17 protein-coding genes are annotated in these 19,546 nt (G+C 57.3%); 9 read left to right on the forward strand and 8 right to left on the reverse strand.

Annotated elements, in window-relative coordinates:
• Nucleotides 1-1,284, forward strand: a 1,284-nt coding sequence (locus WD429_RS11875; protein WP_368422388.1) for a GspE/PulE family protein, incomplete at its 5' end; no start/stop codon positions are given.
• A 6-nt stretch (nt 1,285-1,290) separates the two neighbouring features.
• Here WD429_RS11875 and WD429_RS11880 read toward each other — a convergent pair.
• From WD429_RS11880 to smrA, 8 genes are all read right to left on the reverse strand, one after another.
• Nucleotides 1,291-2,382, reverse strand: a complete 1,092-nt coding sequence (locus tag WD429_RS11880) for a DUF3080 family protein (RefSeq protein WP_368422389.1) — start codon at nt 2,380-2,382, stop codon at nt 1,291-1,293.
• A 55-nt stretch (nt 2,383-2,437) separates the two neighbouring features.
• Nucleotides 2,438-3,130, reverse strand: a complete 693-nt coding sequence (gene mtnC, locus WD429_RS11885; RefSeq protein WP_368422390.1) for an acireductone synthase — start codon at nt 3,128-3,130, stop codon at nt 2,438-2,440.
• Nucleotides 3,130-3,687: an acireductone dioxygenase gene (locus WD429_RS11890; RefSeq protein ID WP_368422391.1), complete on the reverse strand. Its 558-nt coding sequence runs from the start codon at nt 3,685-3,687 to the stop codon at nt 3,130-3,132. The genes mtnC and WD429_RS11890 overlap by 1 nt, the downstream gene beginning before the upstream one ends.
• A complete protein-coding gene (locus WD429_RS11895; RefSeq protein WP_368422392.1) occupies nt 3,684-4,310 on the reverse strand; it encodes a methylthioribulose 1-phosphate dehydratase in 627 nt (208 codons plus the stop codon). Before WD429_RS11895 ends, WD429_RS11890 begins: the two co-directional genes overlap by 4 nt.
• Before the next feature lie 100 nt (nt 4,311-4,410).
• Complete coding sequence (locus WD429_RS11900; protein ID WP_368422393.1) at nt 4,411-6,612, reverse strand: molybdopterin cofactor-binding domain-containing protein; 2,202 nt, start codon at nt 6,610-6,612, stop codon at nt 4,411-4,413.
• A gap of 1 nt (nt 6,613) precedes the next feature.
• Nucleotides 6,614-7,099 (reverse strand): (2Fe-2S)-binding protein, encoded by a 486-nt coding sequence (locus tag WD429_RS11905; RefSeq protein ID WP_368422394.1) that lies wholly within the window; start codon nt 7,097-7,099, stop codon nt 6,614-6,616.
• A gap of 80 nt (nt 7,100-7,179) precedes the next feature.
• On the reverse strand, nt 7,180-7,374 hold the full coding sequence (locus WD429_RS11910) for a hypothetical protein (protein ID WP_368422395.1): 195 nt from the start codon (nt 7,372-7,374) through the stop codon (nt 7,180-7,182).
• 66 nt (nt 7,375-7,440) lie between these two features.
• A complete protein-coding gene (gene smrA / locus WD429_RS11915; protein ID WP_368422396.1) occupies nt 7,441-8,022 on the reverse strand; it encodes a DNA endonuclease SmrA in 582 nt (193 codons plus the stop codon).
• A 157-nt stretch (nt 8,023-8,179) separates the two neighbouring features.
• On the opposite strand from smrA, the gene WD429_RS11920 reads away from it, so the two are divergent.
• From WD429_RS11920 to WD429_RS11955, 8 genes are all read left to right on the forward strand, one after another.
• Entirely contained in the window at nt 8,180-10,096 is a 1,917-nt protein-coding gene (locus WD429_RS11920; protein ID WP_368422397.1) for a putative nucleotidyltransferase substrate binding domain-containing protein, read from the forward strand.
• A gap of 17 nt (nt 10,097-10,113) precedes the next feature.
• On the forward strand, nt 10,114-10,821 hold the full coding sequence (locus tag WD429_RS11925) for a PolC-type DNA polymerase III (RefSeq protein WP_368422398.1): 708 nt from the start codon (nt 10,114-10,116) through the stop codon (nt 10,819-10,821).
• A 208-nt stretch (nt 10,822-11,029) separates the two neighbouring features.
• Nucleotides 11,030-11,293: a DUF4212 domain-containing protein gene (locus WD429_RS11930; RefSeq protein WP_368422399.1), complete on the forward strand. Its 264-nt coding sequence runs from the start codon at nt 11,030-11,032 to the stop codon at nt 11,291-11,293.
• A 6-nt stretch (nt 11,294-11,299) separates the two neighbouring features.
• Nucleotides 11,300-13,066 (forward strand): sodium:solute symporter family protein, encoded by a 1,767-nt coding sequence (locus WD429_RS11935; RefSeq protein WP_368422400.1) that lies wholly within the window; start codon nt 11,300-11,302, stop codon nt 13,064-13,066.
• A 96-nt stretch (nt 13,067-13,162) separates the two neighbouring features.
• Nucleotides 13,163-13,669 (forward strand): hypothetical protein, encoded by a 507-nt coding sequence (locus WD429_RS11940; RefSeq protein WP_368422401.1) that lies wholly within the window; start codon nt 13,163-13,165, stop codon nt 13,667-13,669.
• 52 nt (nt 13,670-13,721) lie between these two features.
• Complete coding sequence (locus tag WD429_RS11945) at nt 13,722-17,240, forward strand: NahK/ErcS family hybrid sensor histidine kinase/response regulator (protein WP_368422402.1); 3,519 nt, start codon at nt 13,722-13,724, stop codon at nt 17,238-17,240.
• Nucleotides 17,237-18,883 carry a tetratricopeptide repeat protein gene (locus tag WD429_RS11950; RefSeq protein ID WP_368422403.1) on the forward strand — a complete coding sequence of 549 codons (1,647 nt, stop codon included), beginning with the start codon at nt 17,237-17,239 and terminating at the stop codon, nt 18,881-18,883. The genes WD429_RS11945 and WD429_RS11950 overlap by 4 nt, the downstream gene beginning before the upstream one ends.
• A partial coding sequence (locus WD429_RS11955; RefSeq protein WP_368422404.1) for a sensor histidine kinase occupies nt 18,880-19,546 on the forward strand: 667 nt, incomplete at its 3' end. The genes WD429_RS11950 and WD429_RS11955, both read left to right, overlap by 4 nt.

The following is a 19,546-nucleotide window of genomic DNA, read 5'->3' on the forward strand; positions in this document are numbered from 1 at the left end:
TTGGCGAACTCGGTCAACAAGGCCAGTGGCCGGCAGGGCTCGGGGTCCGCAGGTAACCAGAACTTCGAACAATTGCTGGATCTGGGCGCAAACGAGAACCCGGATGCCAACGACCAGCATGTGGTCAAAATCGTGGACTGGTTGCTGCAGTATGCGTTTGACCAGCGGGCCTCGGACATCCACATCGAGCCCAGGCGCAACGTCACCCAGGTTCGTTTCCGCATCGATGGCGTGCTGCACAATGTCTATGAATTTCCGGAACAGGTCGGCGTGGCGGTCACCAGCCGGCTGAAGATTCTCGGACGGCTGAACGTGGCAGAAAAACGCCGCCCCCAGGACGGCCGGATAAAGACTCGCAAGCCGGACAACAGCGAGGTGGAGCTGCGCCTGGCGACCATGCCCACTGCGTTCGGCGAGAAAATGGTGCTGCGGATATTCGATCCCGAGGTGCTGCTGAAATCCTACGAGCAACTGGGATTTTCCCGGGAAGACCGGGAGCGCTGGCACGACATTACCGACCGGCCTCACGGCATTGTGCTGGTGACCGGCCCGACCGGCTCCGGGAAAACCACCACGCTGTACTCGACCCTGAAACAGCTGGCCTCACCCGAGGTCAACCTCTGCACCATCGAGGATCCCATTGAGATGGTGGAACCCGCCTTCAACCAGATGCAGGTGCAGGCCAATATCGAGCTGACGTTTGCGGCGGGGGTACGGGCACTGCTGCGACAGGACCCGGACATCATAATGATCGGTGAGATCCGTGACCTGGAAACCGCGGAAATGGCCGTTCAGGCGGCATTAACCGGGCACCTGGTGCTGTCGACCCTGCACACCAACGATGCGCCAAGCGCCATCACCCGGCTTATGGAACTGGGCATTCCCCCTTACCTGATCCGGGCGACGGTGCTTGGCGTCATGGCGCAACGGCTGGCACGAACGCTTTGTCCCCACTGCAAGGCCCCGGGCCCAGTAGATGACCAGGCCTGGCAAAGCCTGACCCGGCCCTGGAAGGCCCCGACACCGGAACAGGTGTATCGCCCGGTTGGCTGCCTGGAATGCCGTAACACCGGGTATTACGGGCGAGCGGGGGTTTATGAGATCCTGAAATTGTCTGGCGATCTCACCGCGCGGATTACTGACAATTGCGAACTCGAAGCGTTGCGATTGGAAGCCTATAAAACCGGCATGAAGTCTCTGCGGTTGAGCGGTGCCCAAAAAGTGGCATCTGGCCAGACCACCATTGAGGAAATTTTGCGGGTCACACCGGAAAGCCAGCGATAGTCGTACTCACGCACCGGGCCGAAGCCCGCACTGCGCCAGTAACGCCTGCCAGCTTTCGGTGTGTTCGGCCATCGCGCGGTCAAGCTCCTGCCAAAGGCTGGGGCCCTCTTTTCCAGCACCCTCCTCCCCGGCGGCCCCTTCCAGCGCTAAATAGCGGTTGGCCCAGGTACTGAACGATTCAGGCATAACTCCCCGCTGCGCGCTCGCCATCTCCCAGAGCGGGCGGATCAGCGCCTCCCGCCCACGGCGAACGTCACTCATGTAGGGTTGAATCCGCTCAATGTAGACACTGAAGAACATGTTCCTGACCACGTCGGACTGGTTGTTGGGTTTGCCCCCGATACACAGTGGCCGGCCCTCCAGGCGCGATTGCAGGATCGCGGTCGCATCGTCCAGCCTTGTCGTCAACAGGTTGGCACTGTTTAGCAACTGGCCGCCACGATGCTCTGCCTGCCAGCGCTGGTGCACCTCTCCCAGGTAATCCAGCGATGATTGCAGGTGCCCCGCCAGCAACGCGTCCAGGGTGCGGTTCAAACGGTTAAGGTCGGAGGAAAGGTCAGAAGCCGGATTGCTCTCGGCGGCCACCGGATAATGCCCCTTGGAGAGCGTAAACAGTGTCTCAATTTCTTCCGCCCCCCAGGTAGCATTCCAAATGGCGACGGGCAGAGATTCACGCTTACCGTCGATGGCGTCCTGAACGCTCGCTTTCAGCGCTTTGCGCTCGATATGCGGCAAGCAGTCGCGGGCGGCAGTGATAAAACGCACTTCGTATCGCAAACTGTTGAGCGGGTCCATCACCCGCCCCATCACGGAATTGCGCTCTCCCACCACGTACTGCAGCTGACAGCCGTAGAGGGATAAGAAGTCGAGGATATCGATATCAAGTTCGGGCATGGTGAGGCGGCGATCCCGTCGTCGGGGCATACGCCCCAAATCCGGCAGTTCTGATAGCCGGGCCTCGCCGTCCAGAACACGGGCCACCCGCTCCACATATTCGTCCATCATGGAGTCTGCCTGGGAAAACGGGTTGCACGCCGATAACGCCAGGGTCAGCCCCACCATCATCAGCCAGACTGGCTTCCTTCGGATCAGAACCACTTCAGACTCTCTCTGTGATTCAGCGTAACAGCCTGCCCCCGAGTGACTGCCGTCCTCAGCGCCGTTTCAGCAGGTTATCCACCTCGGAAAAATCTCTGGCGACCGGGCGCTGAGTGCCCGGCAGGTGCCCATCACGGACCAGCCAGGCGGTTGCCAGGCCGACTTCCTCTGCTGCCTGCAGTTCCGCTTCGACGTCAGACAGGAACAATACCGTTTCGGCATCCACCCCGAGCTGATCCACAATGTGCCGGTAGGACTGCGCCTCTTTCTTGCCGCCCACCCGGGTATCAAAGTAACCAGAAAAGAAGGGCGTCAGGTCGCCGGCTTCGCTGAAGCCGAATATCAGCTTTTGCGCCTTGACCGACCCGGAAGAGTAGACAAACAGGCGCAGCCCCCGGTCATGCCAGCGTTGCAGGTAATCCGCGGCGTCTTCATAGACGTGGCCACGAAAAGCACCCTGCTGGTAACCCTGCTCCCACAACATGCCCTGCAACGCTTTGAGGGCGGTTTCCTTGCGATCCTCACGAATCCACCCCTGGAGTGCGCTGATCAGCCCCTCGATATCGTTACGATCAGTGCCTGAACGCTCCGCGACTAAGTCCAACTGCTCGGCAATCGCCGGGTTATCACTCTCGCCATCGCGGACAAAGTCGCCGATGTGCTCTGCCGCGTAGGGAAACAGCACATCGTGGACGAAATGAATGGCACTGGTGGTGCCTTCGATGTCGGTAAGAATCACCCGAATCATCAGGCGCTTCCTGCCAGCTGCTCGTACCGCGGCAGTTGCCGGGCAATGTCTTCACCGGTGAAATCCGCCACCCAACCCTCCGGATTGGAGAACAGCCGGATGCAGGTGAACCTGGGTTCGGGCCCCATATCAAACCAGTGGCGAGTACCGTCCGGCACGCTGATCAGATCATTCTTCTGGCACAGGATGGCATAGACCTGATCGCCGAAGTGCAGGTAAAACAGGCCCTGCCCCCGCACGAAGAACCGCACCTCGTCCTCACTGTGGACGTGTTCATCCAGAAACTTCCGGCGGAAGGCCTCCTTCTGGGGGTGGTCCGGATTCAGGCTGACCACATCCGCCGTCTGGAAGCCACACTCCTGCTTCAGTGCCGCGACTTCGTCACGATAGGCGTCCAGTATGGCTTCTGGCGCGGCATCGTCTGGCAGATCCCGAGTTTGCCACTGATCGAAGCGAATGCCCTTCTCCGCCAGCTTACGCTGGATCTCTCCGGTGTCTTCGGTGACCGACTGAGGTTGGTCCGGCTGGTTCTGGTGAAAAATACTCAGGGTCGTCATTGGCGGAGCCTCATGGTTGCAAGTTCACACTCAAACAGGAATTCAAACGCTTCAACATGTTTCAGGCAGTCTGCCATGGTCCGGCCCCAGGTATAAAGGCCATGGCCACGGATCAGGTAGCCTGGCTGTTCAGGGTGGTCGCGAAACCATTGCCCGGTCTCAGCGGCCAGCCCGGCAATGTCCTGGGTGTTGTCAAACACCGGCACGATCAGGCTGGCATCGTGAGTATCGCTGCCCGGAAACGCCTTTTGTAGTTCGTAGCCCTGCAGTTGCAGAGACTGACCCGGGGGCAGAACCCGGCTTAGCACCGTGGCATTGACCGAATGGGTATGCAGCACCGCGCCAACCTCCGGGAACACCTGATAAAGCACAGTGTGCAGGAGGGTTTCCGCAGAAGAACGGCAGTCACTCTGCACCGGCTTTCCGGCCAGATCCACCACCATGACATCGCCCGGCCCCAGGGCACCCTTGTGGCGGCCGGAGACGGTAATGGCGATGTGTTCATCATCCAGCCGGGTGGAATAATTGCTGCTGGTGGCCGGGGACCAGCCCCGACTGTAAAGGAATTGGCCGGCCTCGACGATGGCCTGGGCCGACTGCGCGTAACGGGTGACATCAAACACTGGCAATCTCCGGGTTCAGTCCGCCTCGACCCGGCGGGCCTTCGGGGTTAAGCCGCATTATAAAACCGCTGGCCGGTGGTATAGAAGGCCCACGCTGCCCTCAGGTGACTCTCAAGGGCAATGTCCGTTGGCGTTTTCCCGTCAGAGCGAACAGGGCATTGCCCAACGCCGGCAAAACCGGGGGCACACCTGGCTCACCTACCCCGGTTGGGGGCTCTGCACTGTCGATAATGCGAATTGCGACTTCCGGCACCTGGTAATTACGCATCAACAGGTAGTCATGGAAGTTGCTCTGCTGGACTTCGCCATTTTCAAGGGTGATTTCACCGTACACGGCAGCCGTGAGCCCGAAGATAATACCGCCTTCAATCTGGTCACGGACAATATCGGGGTTCACTACCTGGCCACAGTCAACCGCACACCAGACTTGATGAACACGAATCTCACCGTTTTCAATACTGGCCTCAACCACCTGCGCAACGAAGGTGCCAAAACTCTGGAACAGTGCCAGGCCTCGAGCCCGCCCGGACGGCGCACCCGCTTGCCAATTTGCCATATCCGCCACTTTATCGAGCACCGCCAGGTGCCGCGGCTGATGCTGAATCAGGTCACGGCGGAACCGGTAGGGGTCCTTGCCGGTTTCATGGGCAAGCTCGTCCATAAAGGTCTCTGCGGCAAAGCCATTGTGGGAATAGCCAACTGAACGCCACCAGGTAATCGGCACCCCCGGATCAGTATGGGTGTGACGAACCTCCACATTCGCGAGCTTGTATGGGTAGTCGACAGCACCTTCAATGGCCGAGAAGTCCTTCGGCGTTGCAATGCCTTCCGCCATCAATCCGATTTTGCCCAGGGTGTCGTAAAGAAACTTCGGAGACCAGGGGTACTGCGCTGGCGCGGCGTTGCGAACGTACCAGTCGAGAATCTGGGGACCAATAACCCGATGCTGCCAACTGGTCACCTCACTGCCGGAAATGCTGGCCTTCATACGGTGAAGCATGGCCGGTCGGAACAGATCATGCCGGGTATCCTCTTCCCGCGACCAGATAACCTTGACCGGCTTTTTGACCCGGTAGGCCACGGCCGCTGCTTCTTCGATGTAGTCCTGCACCAGACGGCGTCCGAACCCGCCGCCCAGAAACGTGGTATTGATGGTGATATCATCCGGCGACAGGTCGCTGACCCGTGCCGCGGCTATACGTGCGAGATCCGGTGCCTGGGTCGGAGCCCAGACCTCCATGCCATTGTCCCGGTACCAGGCCGTTGCATTCATCGGCTCCAGGGTCGCGTGCGCCAAATAGGGCTGTTCGTAATTGGCTACCAGCACGCGATCCGCAGAACCGACCGCCTCAGATACATCGCCATCGCTGCGTTCCTGCTCACCGTCGTCGTCATCCGCGGCCTGATGATAGTGGGCAAACACGTCGCCGGTAGACAGATTCAGCGCCTCGCTGTTGTCCCAGTCAATCTTTAGCTCCGCCTGCGCCTTGCGGGCCAGCCAGTATTTTCCGGCGACCACAGCAACCCGACGCTCGATGTCGATGACGTCCAGCACGCCCGGCAGGCTCTTTACTTCATCGCGGTTGAACGATCGAACCCTGGCACCATGGCGGGGCGGTCGGCTGACCACCGCATACACCATGCCCGGCAAATCGGTGTCGATACCGTAACTGGCCGCGCCGGTAGACTTCGCCAGGGCATCCAAGCGGCCACGATCCTTGCCGATATAACGCCACTGCTCCCGCGGTTTGAGAGCGATGTCATGGCGCACTTCCTCGCTGGCGGCAAGACCGACCAACTTGCCATACGCCAGCGAGTCCGCACCGTTCGGATGCAGGACTTTGCCCTCAAACGCGGTGCACTCACGGTGATTTACCTCCCACACCCGTGCCGCCGCCAGAATCAACAATTCCCGGGCCTCGGCTCCGGCCTGTCGCAGGGGTTCCCAACTGGTCGCAAGGCTGGTACTGCCGCCGGTAAGCTGAAGTTTGTAGAGCGGGTTGCGGTACTCCGACGCCACCGGTGCAAACGTCGGTTTGATCGCAGAAGGTGCCACCTCCAGCTCTTCCGCCACCAAGGTCGTGAGACCGGTGTATGTGCCCTGCCCCATTTCAACCCGGGCCAGGGTAAAATACACCTCGTTGTCGGTGGTCAGCTCGAGCCAGGCATCCGGCCGCCAGCGTCCGTCCTTTTCTTCGAAACCGGTTTTGACACTCGCACAGCCCGGCAGGGAAAGCGCGAGCACCAGGCTGCCGGAAGAACCGGCACTGACTTTCAGGAAATCTCTTCGATTCATCGCCATGTCAGGCTCCATCCCTGGTCGATTCGGAGGCTCCGTCAACGGCGGCGGATTCTACCGCAGCGATAATTCGGGAGTAGGTACCACAACGGCACAGATTGCCACTAAGAGCCGCAACAATGTCCTCACGCAGGGGTGTCGGGTTGTTGGCCAGTAAATGGGCGGCACTCATGATCTGACCGGACTGGCAGTAGCCACACTGAGGGACACCGTGTTCGACCCAGGCCTTCTGCAGCGGGTGCAAGCCCGCGTCGGTGGCAAGCCCTTCAATCGTGGTGACGGACCGGCCCTGCACTATTTCAAGCGGCGTGGAACAGGACCTCACTGGCTGGCCGTCGAGGTGGACGGTGCAGGCACCGCACAGGCCCGCACCGCACCCGAACTTCGTGCCTTTTAGGCCCAGTTCATCGCGGATAACCCACAACAACGGGGTATCAGGATCGACCTCGATGGTCCGCTTATCACCATTCACCGTCAGGCTCAGGGCCATTACGCTATCCTCTCATCGCTTGGGCGAGGACACGTTGAGTGTCCCCGCCTTCATTTTTATAGTTTGCAGATAAAACCGGCTTATTTGACCACTTCATTGCCATCCTGGTCGTTCCACACTTTGCGCTCACCCTTATTGAGCTTGCCTTCGGAATCCCATACCTCGCGGTTTTCCGTCGCCTCATCCACTTTGCCGTTATCGTTCCAGATTACGCGATCCTTACAACCGACCAGGGCCAGTGACACACACGCAAGCAGGCACAGTTTCTTAACCATGTTTTCTCCAGAGTCCGGACAGGCCGGAACAGATGAATTAGGGGGATGGATGTGTCAGTCATGGGGTCAACGACGACCGTGAACTTCACGGTTGTGCTGTTTATCCCGATCACCTTTACGAACCATGACATACACCGCACCGGTGCCGCCATGGTGTTTTTGGGCCGAATGAAAGGCAAGCACGCCTTCAAGCTCTGGCAACCATTTGGCCAGAAAGCTTTTCAGCTGCGCAATGCCATCAGGATTACGTTCGCCCTTACCGTGAAGAATAATGACGGTACGCAAGCCATACCGGATACAGTCATTGACGAATGTGAAGACGTCACGGCGCGCTTCCTCCACGGTCATGCGATGCAGGTCGAGGCGCGCTTCGATGGGATACTGCCCCAACCGCAGCTTACGGAATACCCCATGCTGAATCCCCGGGCGCTGCCAGCTCAGAATGTCATGGGCCGTCAAAGGTTCAACCACATCGGCGGTCAGCGGATTGGCGTCCCTGAACGGCTGATTGACCGCTGAGCGCTGGCGTTCAGCGTGACCGGGCGTCAGTTCCCTTGGGGTCTTGATCTCCGCGCGATTGGGCTTGCGGATGCGCCGGACATCTTTCATTTCTTCCAGGAAGCTCAGGCGCTCGTCTTTGGTGGTCATGGCTATGTCGTTCAGCGTTGAAAGTCTGGAAACTCTACCACCGTGTCATGCTGGCATAAAGCCGGAGGCACTACCTGGGTTCGACGAAAATCCTAGGGTTACATCGCCACGAACTGGGCTACACTCCAAAGCGATAACGAATAACAAGGACGAAGCTATGGCCGCCGCACCTCCAGACACCCCCCGCCCGCAGAATACCCGCGCCATCATGACGTTCCTGCGAGAGCATGCGCCCTTTTCGAGCATGGATGATGCACATCTTGCTCATTTTGCCGAACACGCATCGTTGCGGTTTTATGCGGATGAGGACGTGGTGTTGTCTCCGGAGGACGGCCCGGTCAAGCGATTTCACATCGTCAAACAGGGCAGAATTCGTGGCGAACGCCATAATGAAAAGGCTGAGAAGACGGAAACCACCTTTGAAATCAGCCAGGGCGAGTGCTTCCCGCTGGCAGCATTAATTGGCGAACGCCCGACCCGAACCCTGCATCGGGCCTCTGGCGACACCTTCTGCCTGAGCATTGAGCACGAGGCCTTTGTTACCCTGTTTTCCGAGAGCGATCCATTTCGCGATTTCTGCCTTCGTGGCGTGAGCAGCCTGCTGGATCAAGTCAACCAGCGCATCCAGTCCGGTGCCATGGCGTCCATGGGCTCCACCAACTCCCTCGATACCCCGCTTGAACGCTATGCCCTGAGGAATCCCATTGTCTGCTCTCCGGACCTCCCGGTTCGCAAGGCGGTTGCGCGTATGCACGAAAACAATGTGGGTAGCATCATCATCACCGACGACGAACGCCACCCCACTGGCATATTTACCCTGCGGGATCTGCGCACCATGGTGGCCGAAGAAAAAGGCCCGCTCGACACGCCTGTAAGCCAGGTTATGACCAAAAATCCGATCTGCCTGACGTCACACGCCGATGCGTTCGAAGCGGCCATGCTCATGGCCGAACACCACTTTGCGCACCTGTGCGTAGTGGACGAAGAAAACCACCTGACTGGCGTCGTTTCCGAGCGCGACCTGTTCTCTCTGCAGCGCGTTGACCTGGTAAACCTTGCCCGCACCATCGGCACGGCCAGCCATCTGAGAACGCTGGTCAGCCTGCGTACCGATGTTTCCCGGCTGGTGGACGCCATGCTCGCCCACGGTGCGGATTCCGGCCAGGTGGTGAAGATCATCACGACACTCAATGACGTCACGGTCAGGCGCGTCCTCGAGCTCAACCTCAAAAAGGCCGATCCTGGCATTCCGTTCACCTGGCTTACCTTTGGCAGCGAGGGCCGGCAGGAACAGACACTGCTCACCGACCAGGACAACGGCATTCTGTTTGAAACACCCGAAGGCATGACCGAGGCGGAGGTTAGGGAGAAGCTCTTACCCTTCGCCGAGAGAGTCAACAACGAGCTGGCCGAGTGCGGTTTCACCCTGTGCAAAGGCAACATTATGGCCAGCAACCCAAAGTTGTGCCTGAGCGGCAAAGAATGGGATGACTGGTTTCTCCGGTTCATTGATGCCTCAACTCCACAAAACCTGGTCTATTCGTCCATCTTCCTGGATATGCGGGCGGTGTTTGGCCCCATGGAACCATTGGATAAGCTTTTCGACAAGGTGCTCACCCGCATTGGCAAGAATGCGCTGTTCCAGAAAATGCTCGCCGGCAACGCCATAACCCGCCGACCGCCACTAACCATGTTTCGTAATTTTCGCTATGCGCCAGATGGCAAGAAACACACACTGGATCTGAAACGCCAGGGGCTGGCACCTTTCGTGGAAGCGGTTCGAGTGTTCGCACTGGCCAATGGCGTCGAAGAGGCCAATACCCTCGAACGGATGGACCGCCTCGTCGCCAAAGAGGTATTTGACCCCAAAGACGCCAATGCCTGGAAAGAAGGCTACAGCCTGATCCAAGCCATTCGGATGCGGGCCCACCAGGAGATGCTGGAGCGCGGTGAACCTTTGTCAAATTACATCAACCCCGACGACCTCAACCCCCTTGACCGGCGAATCCTCAGGGAATCGTTCCGTCAGGCGCAGCGCCTCCAGCAGAAACTCGAAGTGACCTATCAACTGTGACAGACAGGCCGGAAACCATGTTCGAACACATCAGGCAGTGGTTTGAGAGTCGCCGTGCGGCAGGTGCCTCAGCCCACGACCCGGCGTGCCTGCCCACACCCAAACCAGCTGGCGAGCAGACGCTGGCGTCCAGCCGACTTGTTGTGCTGGACCTTGAAACCACTGGGCTCAACCCTTCGAAAGACCAGGTGATCGCCATTGGCGCGGTCGCTATTACAGGCGACGTTATTCACCTGGAGGACCAGTTTGACCTGATTCTGCGGCGGCCAGAGCTGGACATCAGCGAAACGGTACTGATTCACGGCATTGGGCCGGAGGCGCTGACTCGGGGCCATGAAATCGAAGATGCACTGCTGTATCTGCTGGAGTGGATGGACGGTGACCCGGTGCTCGCCTACCACTCGGCGTTTGACCAGAAATTTTTGGAGAAAACCCTGAAACAGATCCTCGGGTACACCGAGAGTCATACCTGGTTTGACGCCGCCGAGCTTCTGCCTGCGTTTTTCCCCAATGCCAAAACCGGCGGTCGTGGCCTGGATAGCTGGGCGGATTTTTTCGGGCTGGAGGTCAGCGCACGTCACCACGCGGCGGCCGACGCGCTGGTGACCGCCGAATTGACCCTGGTCGCGCTCAACAAGGCCAATAAAAACGGAGTGCACACCCTCGCCGACCTGAAGAGCAAGCTTCGATACTACCGCCGCCTCCAGAACATGCATCGTATCTGAGTGGTTTGAATTCAGCCTGCGAAAAGGTGATTTCGTCGGCAAATAACTGAGAATTAGACTTTTTGCCAATATCTATAAATCCATTGACCAGTAAAGTCATAGAGGGCAACAAGTCGGAGAAACACTTATATGAATAATAAAGTCTCTAGCGGTTACAACTCTCCAGAAACCCACCCAACCTCCACAACAAGAAAACAGGAGTGATCCTATGTCAGGTCATAGCTACGACGCTGAAAAATACTGGAAGGCGAATCTTCGCCTCATATTCGGGAGCCTTATCATATGGGCTCTGGTTTCCTATGGTTTTGCCATTCTGCTTCGTCCGCTGCTTGCGGGCATTGAGTTCGGCGGAACCGATCTTGGCTTCTGGTTCGCCCAGCAAGGTTCGATCCTTACCTTCATCGCTCTGATTTTCTTCTATGCCTGGCGCATGAACAAAATCGACGAGCAATTCGGCGTACATGAGGAGTAAAATCGAATGAGCCAATTTGCAATCAACCTTCTGTTCGTGGGGGGCTCGTTCCTCCTCTATATCGGTATCGCGATCTGGGCGAAAGCCGGTAGCACCAAAGACTTCTACGTTGCCGGTGGCGGCATTCACCCAGTGACCAACGGCATGGCCATCGGTGCTGACTGGATGTCTGCAGCATCCTTCATCTCCATGGCAGGCCTGATCGCCGCCGGCGGTTACTCGAACTCAACCTTCCTGATGGGCTGGACTGGTGGCTATGTGCTACTGGCAATGCTACTGGCTCCTTACCTGCGTAAGTTTGGCAAGTTCACGGTGCCGGAGTTCATCGGTGACCGCTTCTACAGCAAACAGGCCCGTCTGGTTGCAGTGTTGTGTCTGATCGTTGCGTCAGTGACGTACGTTATCGGCCAGATGGCCGGCGCTGGCGTGGCCTTCTCGCGCTTCCTGGAAGTGGAGTCCACTACCGGCCTGATCATCGCTGCGATCGTGGTCTTCATCTACGCCGTTCTGGGTGGCATGAAGGGGATTACCTACACCCAGGTGGCCCAGTACTGTGTACTGATCGTTGCGTACACCATTCCGGCAGTGTTCATCTCGCTGCAACTGACTGGCAACCCGATTCCGCCGCTTGGCCTGTTCTCGACTCACATTGAGTCCGGTGTTCCACTGCTTGAGCGTCTCGATCAGATCATCACTGAACTGGGTTTCCGTGATTACACAGACGATGTGGACAACAAACTGAACATGGTTCTGTTCACTCTGTCCCTGATGATTGGTACTGCGGGTCTCCCCCACGTCATCATCCGTTTCTTCACGGTACCGAAGGTTGCGGACGCACGCTGGTCTGCAGGCTGGGCCCTGGTCTTTATCGCTCTGCTGTACCTGACCGCTCCGGCTGTTGCTTCCATGGCGCGCCTGAACCTGATGACAACGCTCTATCCGGAAGGACCGACGTCTGAGCCGATTGAGTACGAGAATCGTCCGGGCTGGATGGCAACCTGGGAAGAAACCGGTCTGATCACTTACGAAGACAAGAACAGCGATGGCCGCATTCAGTTGTACAACGACTCAGAAGGCTTTGCGTCGGAAGCTGAAAGCCGCGGTTGGGAAGGCAATGAACTGGTCGTTAACAACGACATCCTGGTTCTCGCCAACCCTGAAATCGCCAACTTGCCTGGCTGGGTTATCGGCCTGATCGCCGCAGGTGGTCTTGCTGCTGCGCTGTCGACAGCTGCTGGTCTGCTCTTGGCTATTTCCTCTGCCATCAGTCACGACCTGATCAAAGGCGCAATCAACCCGAAGATTACGGAGAAAGGCGAGCTGAAGGCGGCGCGTATTTCGATGGCAGTCGCCATTGTGGTCGCGACCTACCTGGGTGCCAACCCTCCAGGCTTCGCGGCACAGGTGGTCGCACTGGCGTTCGGTATCGCCGCTGCCTCGCTGTTCCCGGCGCTGATGATGGGTATTTTCTCCAAGCGTGTAAACAACAAGGGCGCTGTAGCCGGCATGCTGGCTGGCCTGGGCGCAACCCTGGTTTACATCTTCATCTTCCTGGGCTGGTTCTTCATCCCGGGCACCAACAACCTCGCCAACACTCCGGATAACTGGCTGCTGGGTATTTCTCCGCTGTCCTTCGGTGCAGTTGGTGCCCTGGTCAACTTTGCGGTAGCCTTTGCAGTCTCTCATGCGACTGAAGAGCCGCCCGTTGAAATCCAGGAGTTGGTTGAAAGCGTCCGTTACCCACGGGGTTCCGGTACTGCTCAAGACCACTAAGCAACAAGTCAACCGCGATCAGTCAACGCGCTGACGGTTGATCCTAAACGGGCTTCCTCTGTGAGGGAGCCCGTTTTTTTTCGAGGAAACCATTGTATGATCTGGACTTTTATAGCGACCATTTTCTCCGGACTGGGTGCGGCGGGTATCGCCTTGGGCATTCGCGCCCTTACCCGCAAAAAAGCACCTAAGTGGATCATTCCTGTATTTGCCGGAGCGGGTATGCTGGCGTACCTGGTGTATGGGGAGTACGACTGGTTTGATCACAAACAGACCCAGCTTCCTGACGAAGCTGTTGTCGTCAGTACCGAAAAATACGGCGCGCCCTGGCGGCCCTGGACCTATGTGATACCACAGGTCACGGCCTTTACCGTGCTGGATACGGACAGCATCAAGCGGGACAATCCCGGGCAAAACGTAGTACGGTTTAACCTTTACCGGTTCGAACAGTCATACACCGATGCCGTTTCTCACAAAATGTATTTGCTCAATTGCGACAACCGGGAACTGGTGCCCTTTGATAAAGAGAGCCAGCCAGATCTGGAGGAGCTTCGAACCTTGTCACCGGAAGACCGACTGTTCCGGGCCGCATGCACTGAATAACCCGCGCCGCCGGGTCTGACCATCAACTTCCGACTTTCAGGAAAGCCTGTTTATGCTCAGTGGCTGGTTGTTAGTACTGATTTCAATCACCTACATCACGCTACTGTTTGCCGTTGCCTGGGCTGGCGACCGCCACCCCGGGCTCTACCGGCGCCGCTGGGCGCGGACCCACATCTACGCCCTGTCACTCGCTGTCTACTTTACCTCCTGGACCTTTTACGGTGCCGTGGGACGGGCGACCCAGGAAGGCCTGGGCTTTTTACCCATCTATCTCGGGCCACTGCTCGTTTTCGTTTTTTTTGCGCCGTTGCTGCGCCGCATTATCTATATCAGCAAGCGCAATAACAGCACCTCCATTGCCGATTTCATTGCCTCCCGATACGGCAAATCCCAGGTTCTCGCAGCAATGATTGCCACCTTTGCGCTGATTGGCAGCGTGCCCTACATAGCCCTCCAACTGAAAGCGATTTCGATGGGCTTTAATGTACTCTCGGATACCGGTAGCGGTTACCAACAACTGAGCACGGCGGCCTGGAAAGATTCGGCGTGGTACGTCACGCTGGTTCTCGCGGTATTCACCGTGCTGTTCGGCACGCGCCACCTTGAATCCACAGAGCACCACCGTGGCATGATCCAGGCCGTGGCGTTTGAGTCCCTGATCAAGATTGTCGCGTTTGTGGCTGTGGGTCTGTTTGTCGGGTTTGGTCTGTTCGGCGGCTTTGGCGACTTGCTGGCAAACGTTCGTGAAGCCGACCTGACGGGCACCCTAACCACCGACGGCGTTGAAGCACCGGCATTTATTACGCAAACCCTGGTCGCCATGCTGGCAATTATCTGCCTGCCAAGACAGTTTCATGTCATGGTCGTTGAAAACACGGACCACCGGGACTTTGAAACCGCACGCTGGGCGATGCCCATTTACCTGATCATCGCCAGCGCCTTCGTGCTTCCCATCGCTGCCGCCGGCCTACTCTATCCAGAAGCGGGCAGCACTGACCCCGACATCCTGATTCTCAAACTCCCGATTCTGGCCGGGGAAGAGTGGCTCGCCATTCTTGCGTTCCTTGGCGGCGGTTCCGCTGCCGCAGCGATGGTCATTGTCTGTTCGGTCGCCATCGCCACCATGGTCAGTAACGAAATCATCATGCCAGCGTTGCTCAAATTCTTTCGGCCACGAATGAACCAAAGTGCCGACCTCAGCTACCTGTTGCTCAGCATCCGGCGGGTGGCGATATTTGTTGTGCTGCTGACGTCCTATGGTTTCTACCGCATGGCTGGCGAGGATTACAGCCTTACCGCGTTCGGCCTGCTCTCATTTGCTGCAGCAGCCCAGTTTGGGCCAGCTCTGGTCGGTGGCATTATCTGGCGGCGCGGCAATTTCACCGGCGCGGCATGGGGGTTGGGGCTGGGCTTCCTGATGTGGTGTTACACACTGTTGTTACCCGCTCTCGCCTCGACCGGCTGGTTGACGGAAACACTCATCGATAAGGGCCTCTGGGGCCTGGAGTGGACCCGGCCAACCGCCCTGTTCGGCCTGGAACTGGACCGCACCAGTCACGGCATTGTCTGGAGCCTTGGCATCAACACCGTGACTTACATCGTGCTATCGATGCTGACCCGGCAAAGGGTGCGGGAGAAAATCCAGATCGCCGCGTTTTTCCATGATCCACAACCGAAAGCCGAGACACCTCAACACCAGATCTGGCAGGGAGAAATCCTCACGTCTGACCTACAGGCACTGACCGACCGGTTTATGGGAGAAGAACGCTCTGAAGCCATCTTCAGAAACTATGAGCGCCGCAACGCCATTCGCTTACACCCGCACCGGCCTGCATCGTCCCACCTGATGAAATACATTGAGCGGCAACTGGCATCGGTCATCGGGGCCTCGACCGCCCGGGTGGTTCTCGAATCCACCCTGACCGGCCGCGACATGCAGATTGAGGACGTTGTCAGCATCGTTGACGAAGCGTCACAGGCGATGACGTTCAGCCGGGAGCTGCTTCAGTCTGCCATTGAGAACATCAGTCTCGGGGTCTCAGTGGTCAATCATCAGCAACAACTGGTGGTCTGGAACCATCGTTACCTTGAGCTGTTCAACTACCCTCAGGGTTACGTTCGCGTCGGGCGTTCGGTGGAAGACCTGATGCGCTATAACCTGACCAATGCCAACCTTTCGGCCCGTCGCATTGATGAAATCATCATCGACCGATGTTACAGCATGCGGGAAGGCCGCCCCATGTCATACGAACGCCAGCGCCCTGACGGCACCGTTCTGCGAGTAGATGGCAGCCCGATCCCCGGAGGAGGCTATGCCACCACCTTCCAGGACATTACTGCAATGAGGCGGACCGAACAGGCGCTAAAAGAAACCAACATCTATCTGGAACAGAGGGTCAAGGAGCGCACGCAGGAACTGCAGGTCATCAACGAGCAAATGCTGAAGGCCAAATCCGTTGCGGAACAGGCCAACCAGAGTAAAACACGATTCCTCGCCTCCGCGAGCCATGACCTGCTTCAGCCCCTGAACGCGGCGAGACTGTTCACTTCCGCCCTCGCGGGCAAAGCCGGCGACGGCGACATGGGAGACCTCGTTGAGCATATCGACAGCTCGCTGGGTGCGGCCGAGGAAATCATCAGTACCCTATTGGACATATCGAAACTGGATGCCGGCGCGCTTGAACCAGACATCGGCACCTTCCCGGTCAACGATATCATGCGCCATCTCGCTACCGACTTTTCCGCCATCGCAAAGGATCAGGGCCTGGAGCTGCATGTGGTTCCAAGTACCGCCTGGATTCGATCCGACTCGAAATTGCTCAGGCGAGTCGTACAGAACTTCCTCTCGAATGCCATTCGTTACACCCCCGAGGGGAGAATTCTACTGGGCTGTCGACGGCTCAAGGGGTATCTTCGCATTGAGGTATGGGATACCGGGCCGGGTATTCCGGAAGATCAGCTCGCTCATATTTTTGAGGAGTTTCGACGTTTTCAACAAGGTCGGGACAAAAAGGGCCTGGGCCTGGGACTCGCGATTGTGGATCGCATCAGTGGCATGCTGAATCATCCGGTCAACGTCCACTCGGTACAAGGCCATGGAAGTGTCTTCAGTATTACAGTGCCAGCAGCACCGCCTGAACAGCTCCCAGCCATAACCGCGAAAACACCGGCCAGCTCACGTCGTGTATCCAGCTTGGGTGGTTTACAGGTGCTGTGCATCGACAACGATCCCGCGATCCTGCAAGGCATGGTCGCACTGCTCGGCAACTGGCAATGCGAGGTTACCGCTGCCGAAAGCCTGGACGATGCCAGACACAAACTGAACGGCCAGGAACCCGACATCATACTGGCTGATTACCAGCTTGATGATAACAAGAACGGGCTGGATGCCATGGACTCCCTGCGGGATGGTTTCACTCATGAAATAGCAGGCATACTGGTTACCGGTTATATGGCCCCTGAAGTTAGGGAGGACGCCATTTCAAGGGGGTACCAGATTCTTTACAAACCGGTCAAGCCTGCGGCATTGCGGGCACTGGTTAACAAGCTGTTAAAACAGAAACGTCCATGACTGACACAACAGAAAAGACCGGCGGTAACAGTTTTGGAAAACTGACTTATCTGGTTATCGACGACTTCGAGAATTTTCGCCTGTCGATGCGGCAGATGCTCAGAAGCTGTGGGGCAGACAGGATAGAACTGGTTGGCCAAGGAGCCCCCGCCGTTCAGTACTGTGCCTATAACCATGTAGACGTCGTGTTGTGCGACTACAATCTTGGCGAAGGTAAAAACGGCCAGCATATTCTCGAAGAGCTGCGGCACAAAAAACTGTTAAAGCGATCATCGCTGTTTCTGATGGTTACTGCAGAAACCTCTAAAGAGATGGTCATGGGTGCACGGGAATATCAGCCCGATGCCTACCTGACCAAACCCATCAATCGCGCCATGCTCGAAAAGCGGCTGACCGCCCTGCTCAGTCAGCGCAGCGCCCTGCTCCCGATTAACCGAGAGCTGGACCGGGAAAACTACCCGGAAGCCATTTCCCTGTGCCTGGCCACCCTGCCCAGGCAACCACGTTACAAGACCTGGCTGATGAAAACCCTGGCTGACCTCTATTACAGGGTGGGTGATTACAGCCACGCACTGAAAATATACGATGACGTTCTCACCCAGCGAGACCTCTCCTGGGCCAGGCTTGGCCAGGGCAAGACGCTATTGGCCATCCAGAATACAGACGCCGCCGTGACGTCCTTGAAAGCCCTTATGGACAGCCATCCGGACTACATGGAGGCGTACGACCTGCTTGCTGAAGGCCTGGAGCGTCAAGGGCGATCCACCCAGGCACAGAAAATTCTCGAGAAAGCCGCCGAACATTCGCCAAACGCCCTTCTGCGTCATCGACAGCTTGCCCAGCTAGCCACCGACAATCAGGACATATCGACGGCATCGTATGCCTGGCGACAAACAGTCAGGCTCGGCACCCATTCCATACATGACAGCGCGGACCACTACCTGGCTCTGGGACAATCTCTCTCGGATCTTTGCGAAGGGGACTCCAGTGACGAGGGCAAACGACATGCTGACGAAGCCCTCAACACGCTGTCCAGAATGGAAAAACGTTTTTCAGAAGACGAGTCACTCGCGGTGCGCAGCAGAATTGTTCAGTCAAGAATTCATGCCGGCCAGGGGCGCATCCAACAAGCTGAAAACGTCTTGGAACCGGTGACGCAAGCGCTCTCTGACCCTCAGGCCATGGACCCGAACACCGGCATTGATTACGCCAAGACCCTGTTTCGTCTCGGCCGGGATGATCAAGCCAGGCAATTGCTCAGTCACTTGGCGCAACGATTTAACGGTCAACCGGATATTCTTCAAAAGATTGAAGGGCTCCTGGACGAACCAGTGGGTTTCCGTCAGAAGTTACAAGCGAGAACCCGGAACCGTGATGGCATTAAAGCGTTCGAGGCGGGCAATTTAGAGACGGCAATTGAGGAGTTTTCCAGCGCGCTTGAGATTGTGCCCTCGCACGCTGCCCTCAACCTCAACCTTGTTCAGGTGCTCATGAAGCAATACAGCGACGATGGCTCCCCTAACCCACAGCTTCTCATGAAGTGCGAGTCGCACCTTACTCAACTAAAAAGCCTACCCGAGCAACATCGCCAATACCGTCGATACCTTGCGCTGTGCAGCAAACTGAAAGGAATGATGACATGAATTCCACGCCAGAAAACACCGACGGATCACAGGACGACCATATCGACTTTTCCATGGTTCTGGCGTCCGCGGTTCATGATATGAAAAACTCTCTCGGCATGCTGCTCAACTCACTTGATGAACTCCGCAACGAGCACGAGACAACCCTCGGTGAAACCAATCGTTTCAACACTCTTCAGTACGAAGCAGAGCGCATGCACAACGATCTGGTTCAACTGCTTGGCATATATCGCCTGGGGGAAAACAACCTATCTGCCCACATTGAAGAACACTTTGTGCCTGATTTTTTGTCCGAGCACATGGCCCGCCATACACCCCTGCTACAAGGAAGGAATATCGATTACTCCGTAAACGCCAAGGATATTAACGGCTTTTTTGACGACGACCTGCTCACCGGAGTTCTCAATAACACCATCAACAATGCCATCCGCTATACCCGTAGCCGAATCTTGCTGACCGCCTGTGAACGAGACGGCTACCTGGTGATTGGCGTTGAAGATGACGGCCAGGGTTACCCGGAAAACATGCGGTACAACGCGACTCTCAACTTCAAGTCACTGGACTTCAAGAGTGGAAGCACAAGCCTGGGACTATTCTTCGCATCATCCGTCGCCAGGTTGCACCGTGAGGGAGAGCGAAGTGGCCGCATCCGGCTACATAACA

Origin of the sequence: Marinobacter sp., from assembly GCF_040904845.1 — a bacterium.
Taxonomy (GTDB): Bacteria; Pseudomonadota; Gammaproteobacteria; order Pseudomonadales; family Oleiphilaceae; genus Marinobacter.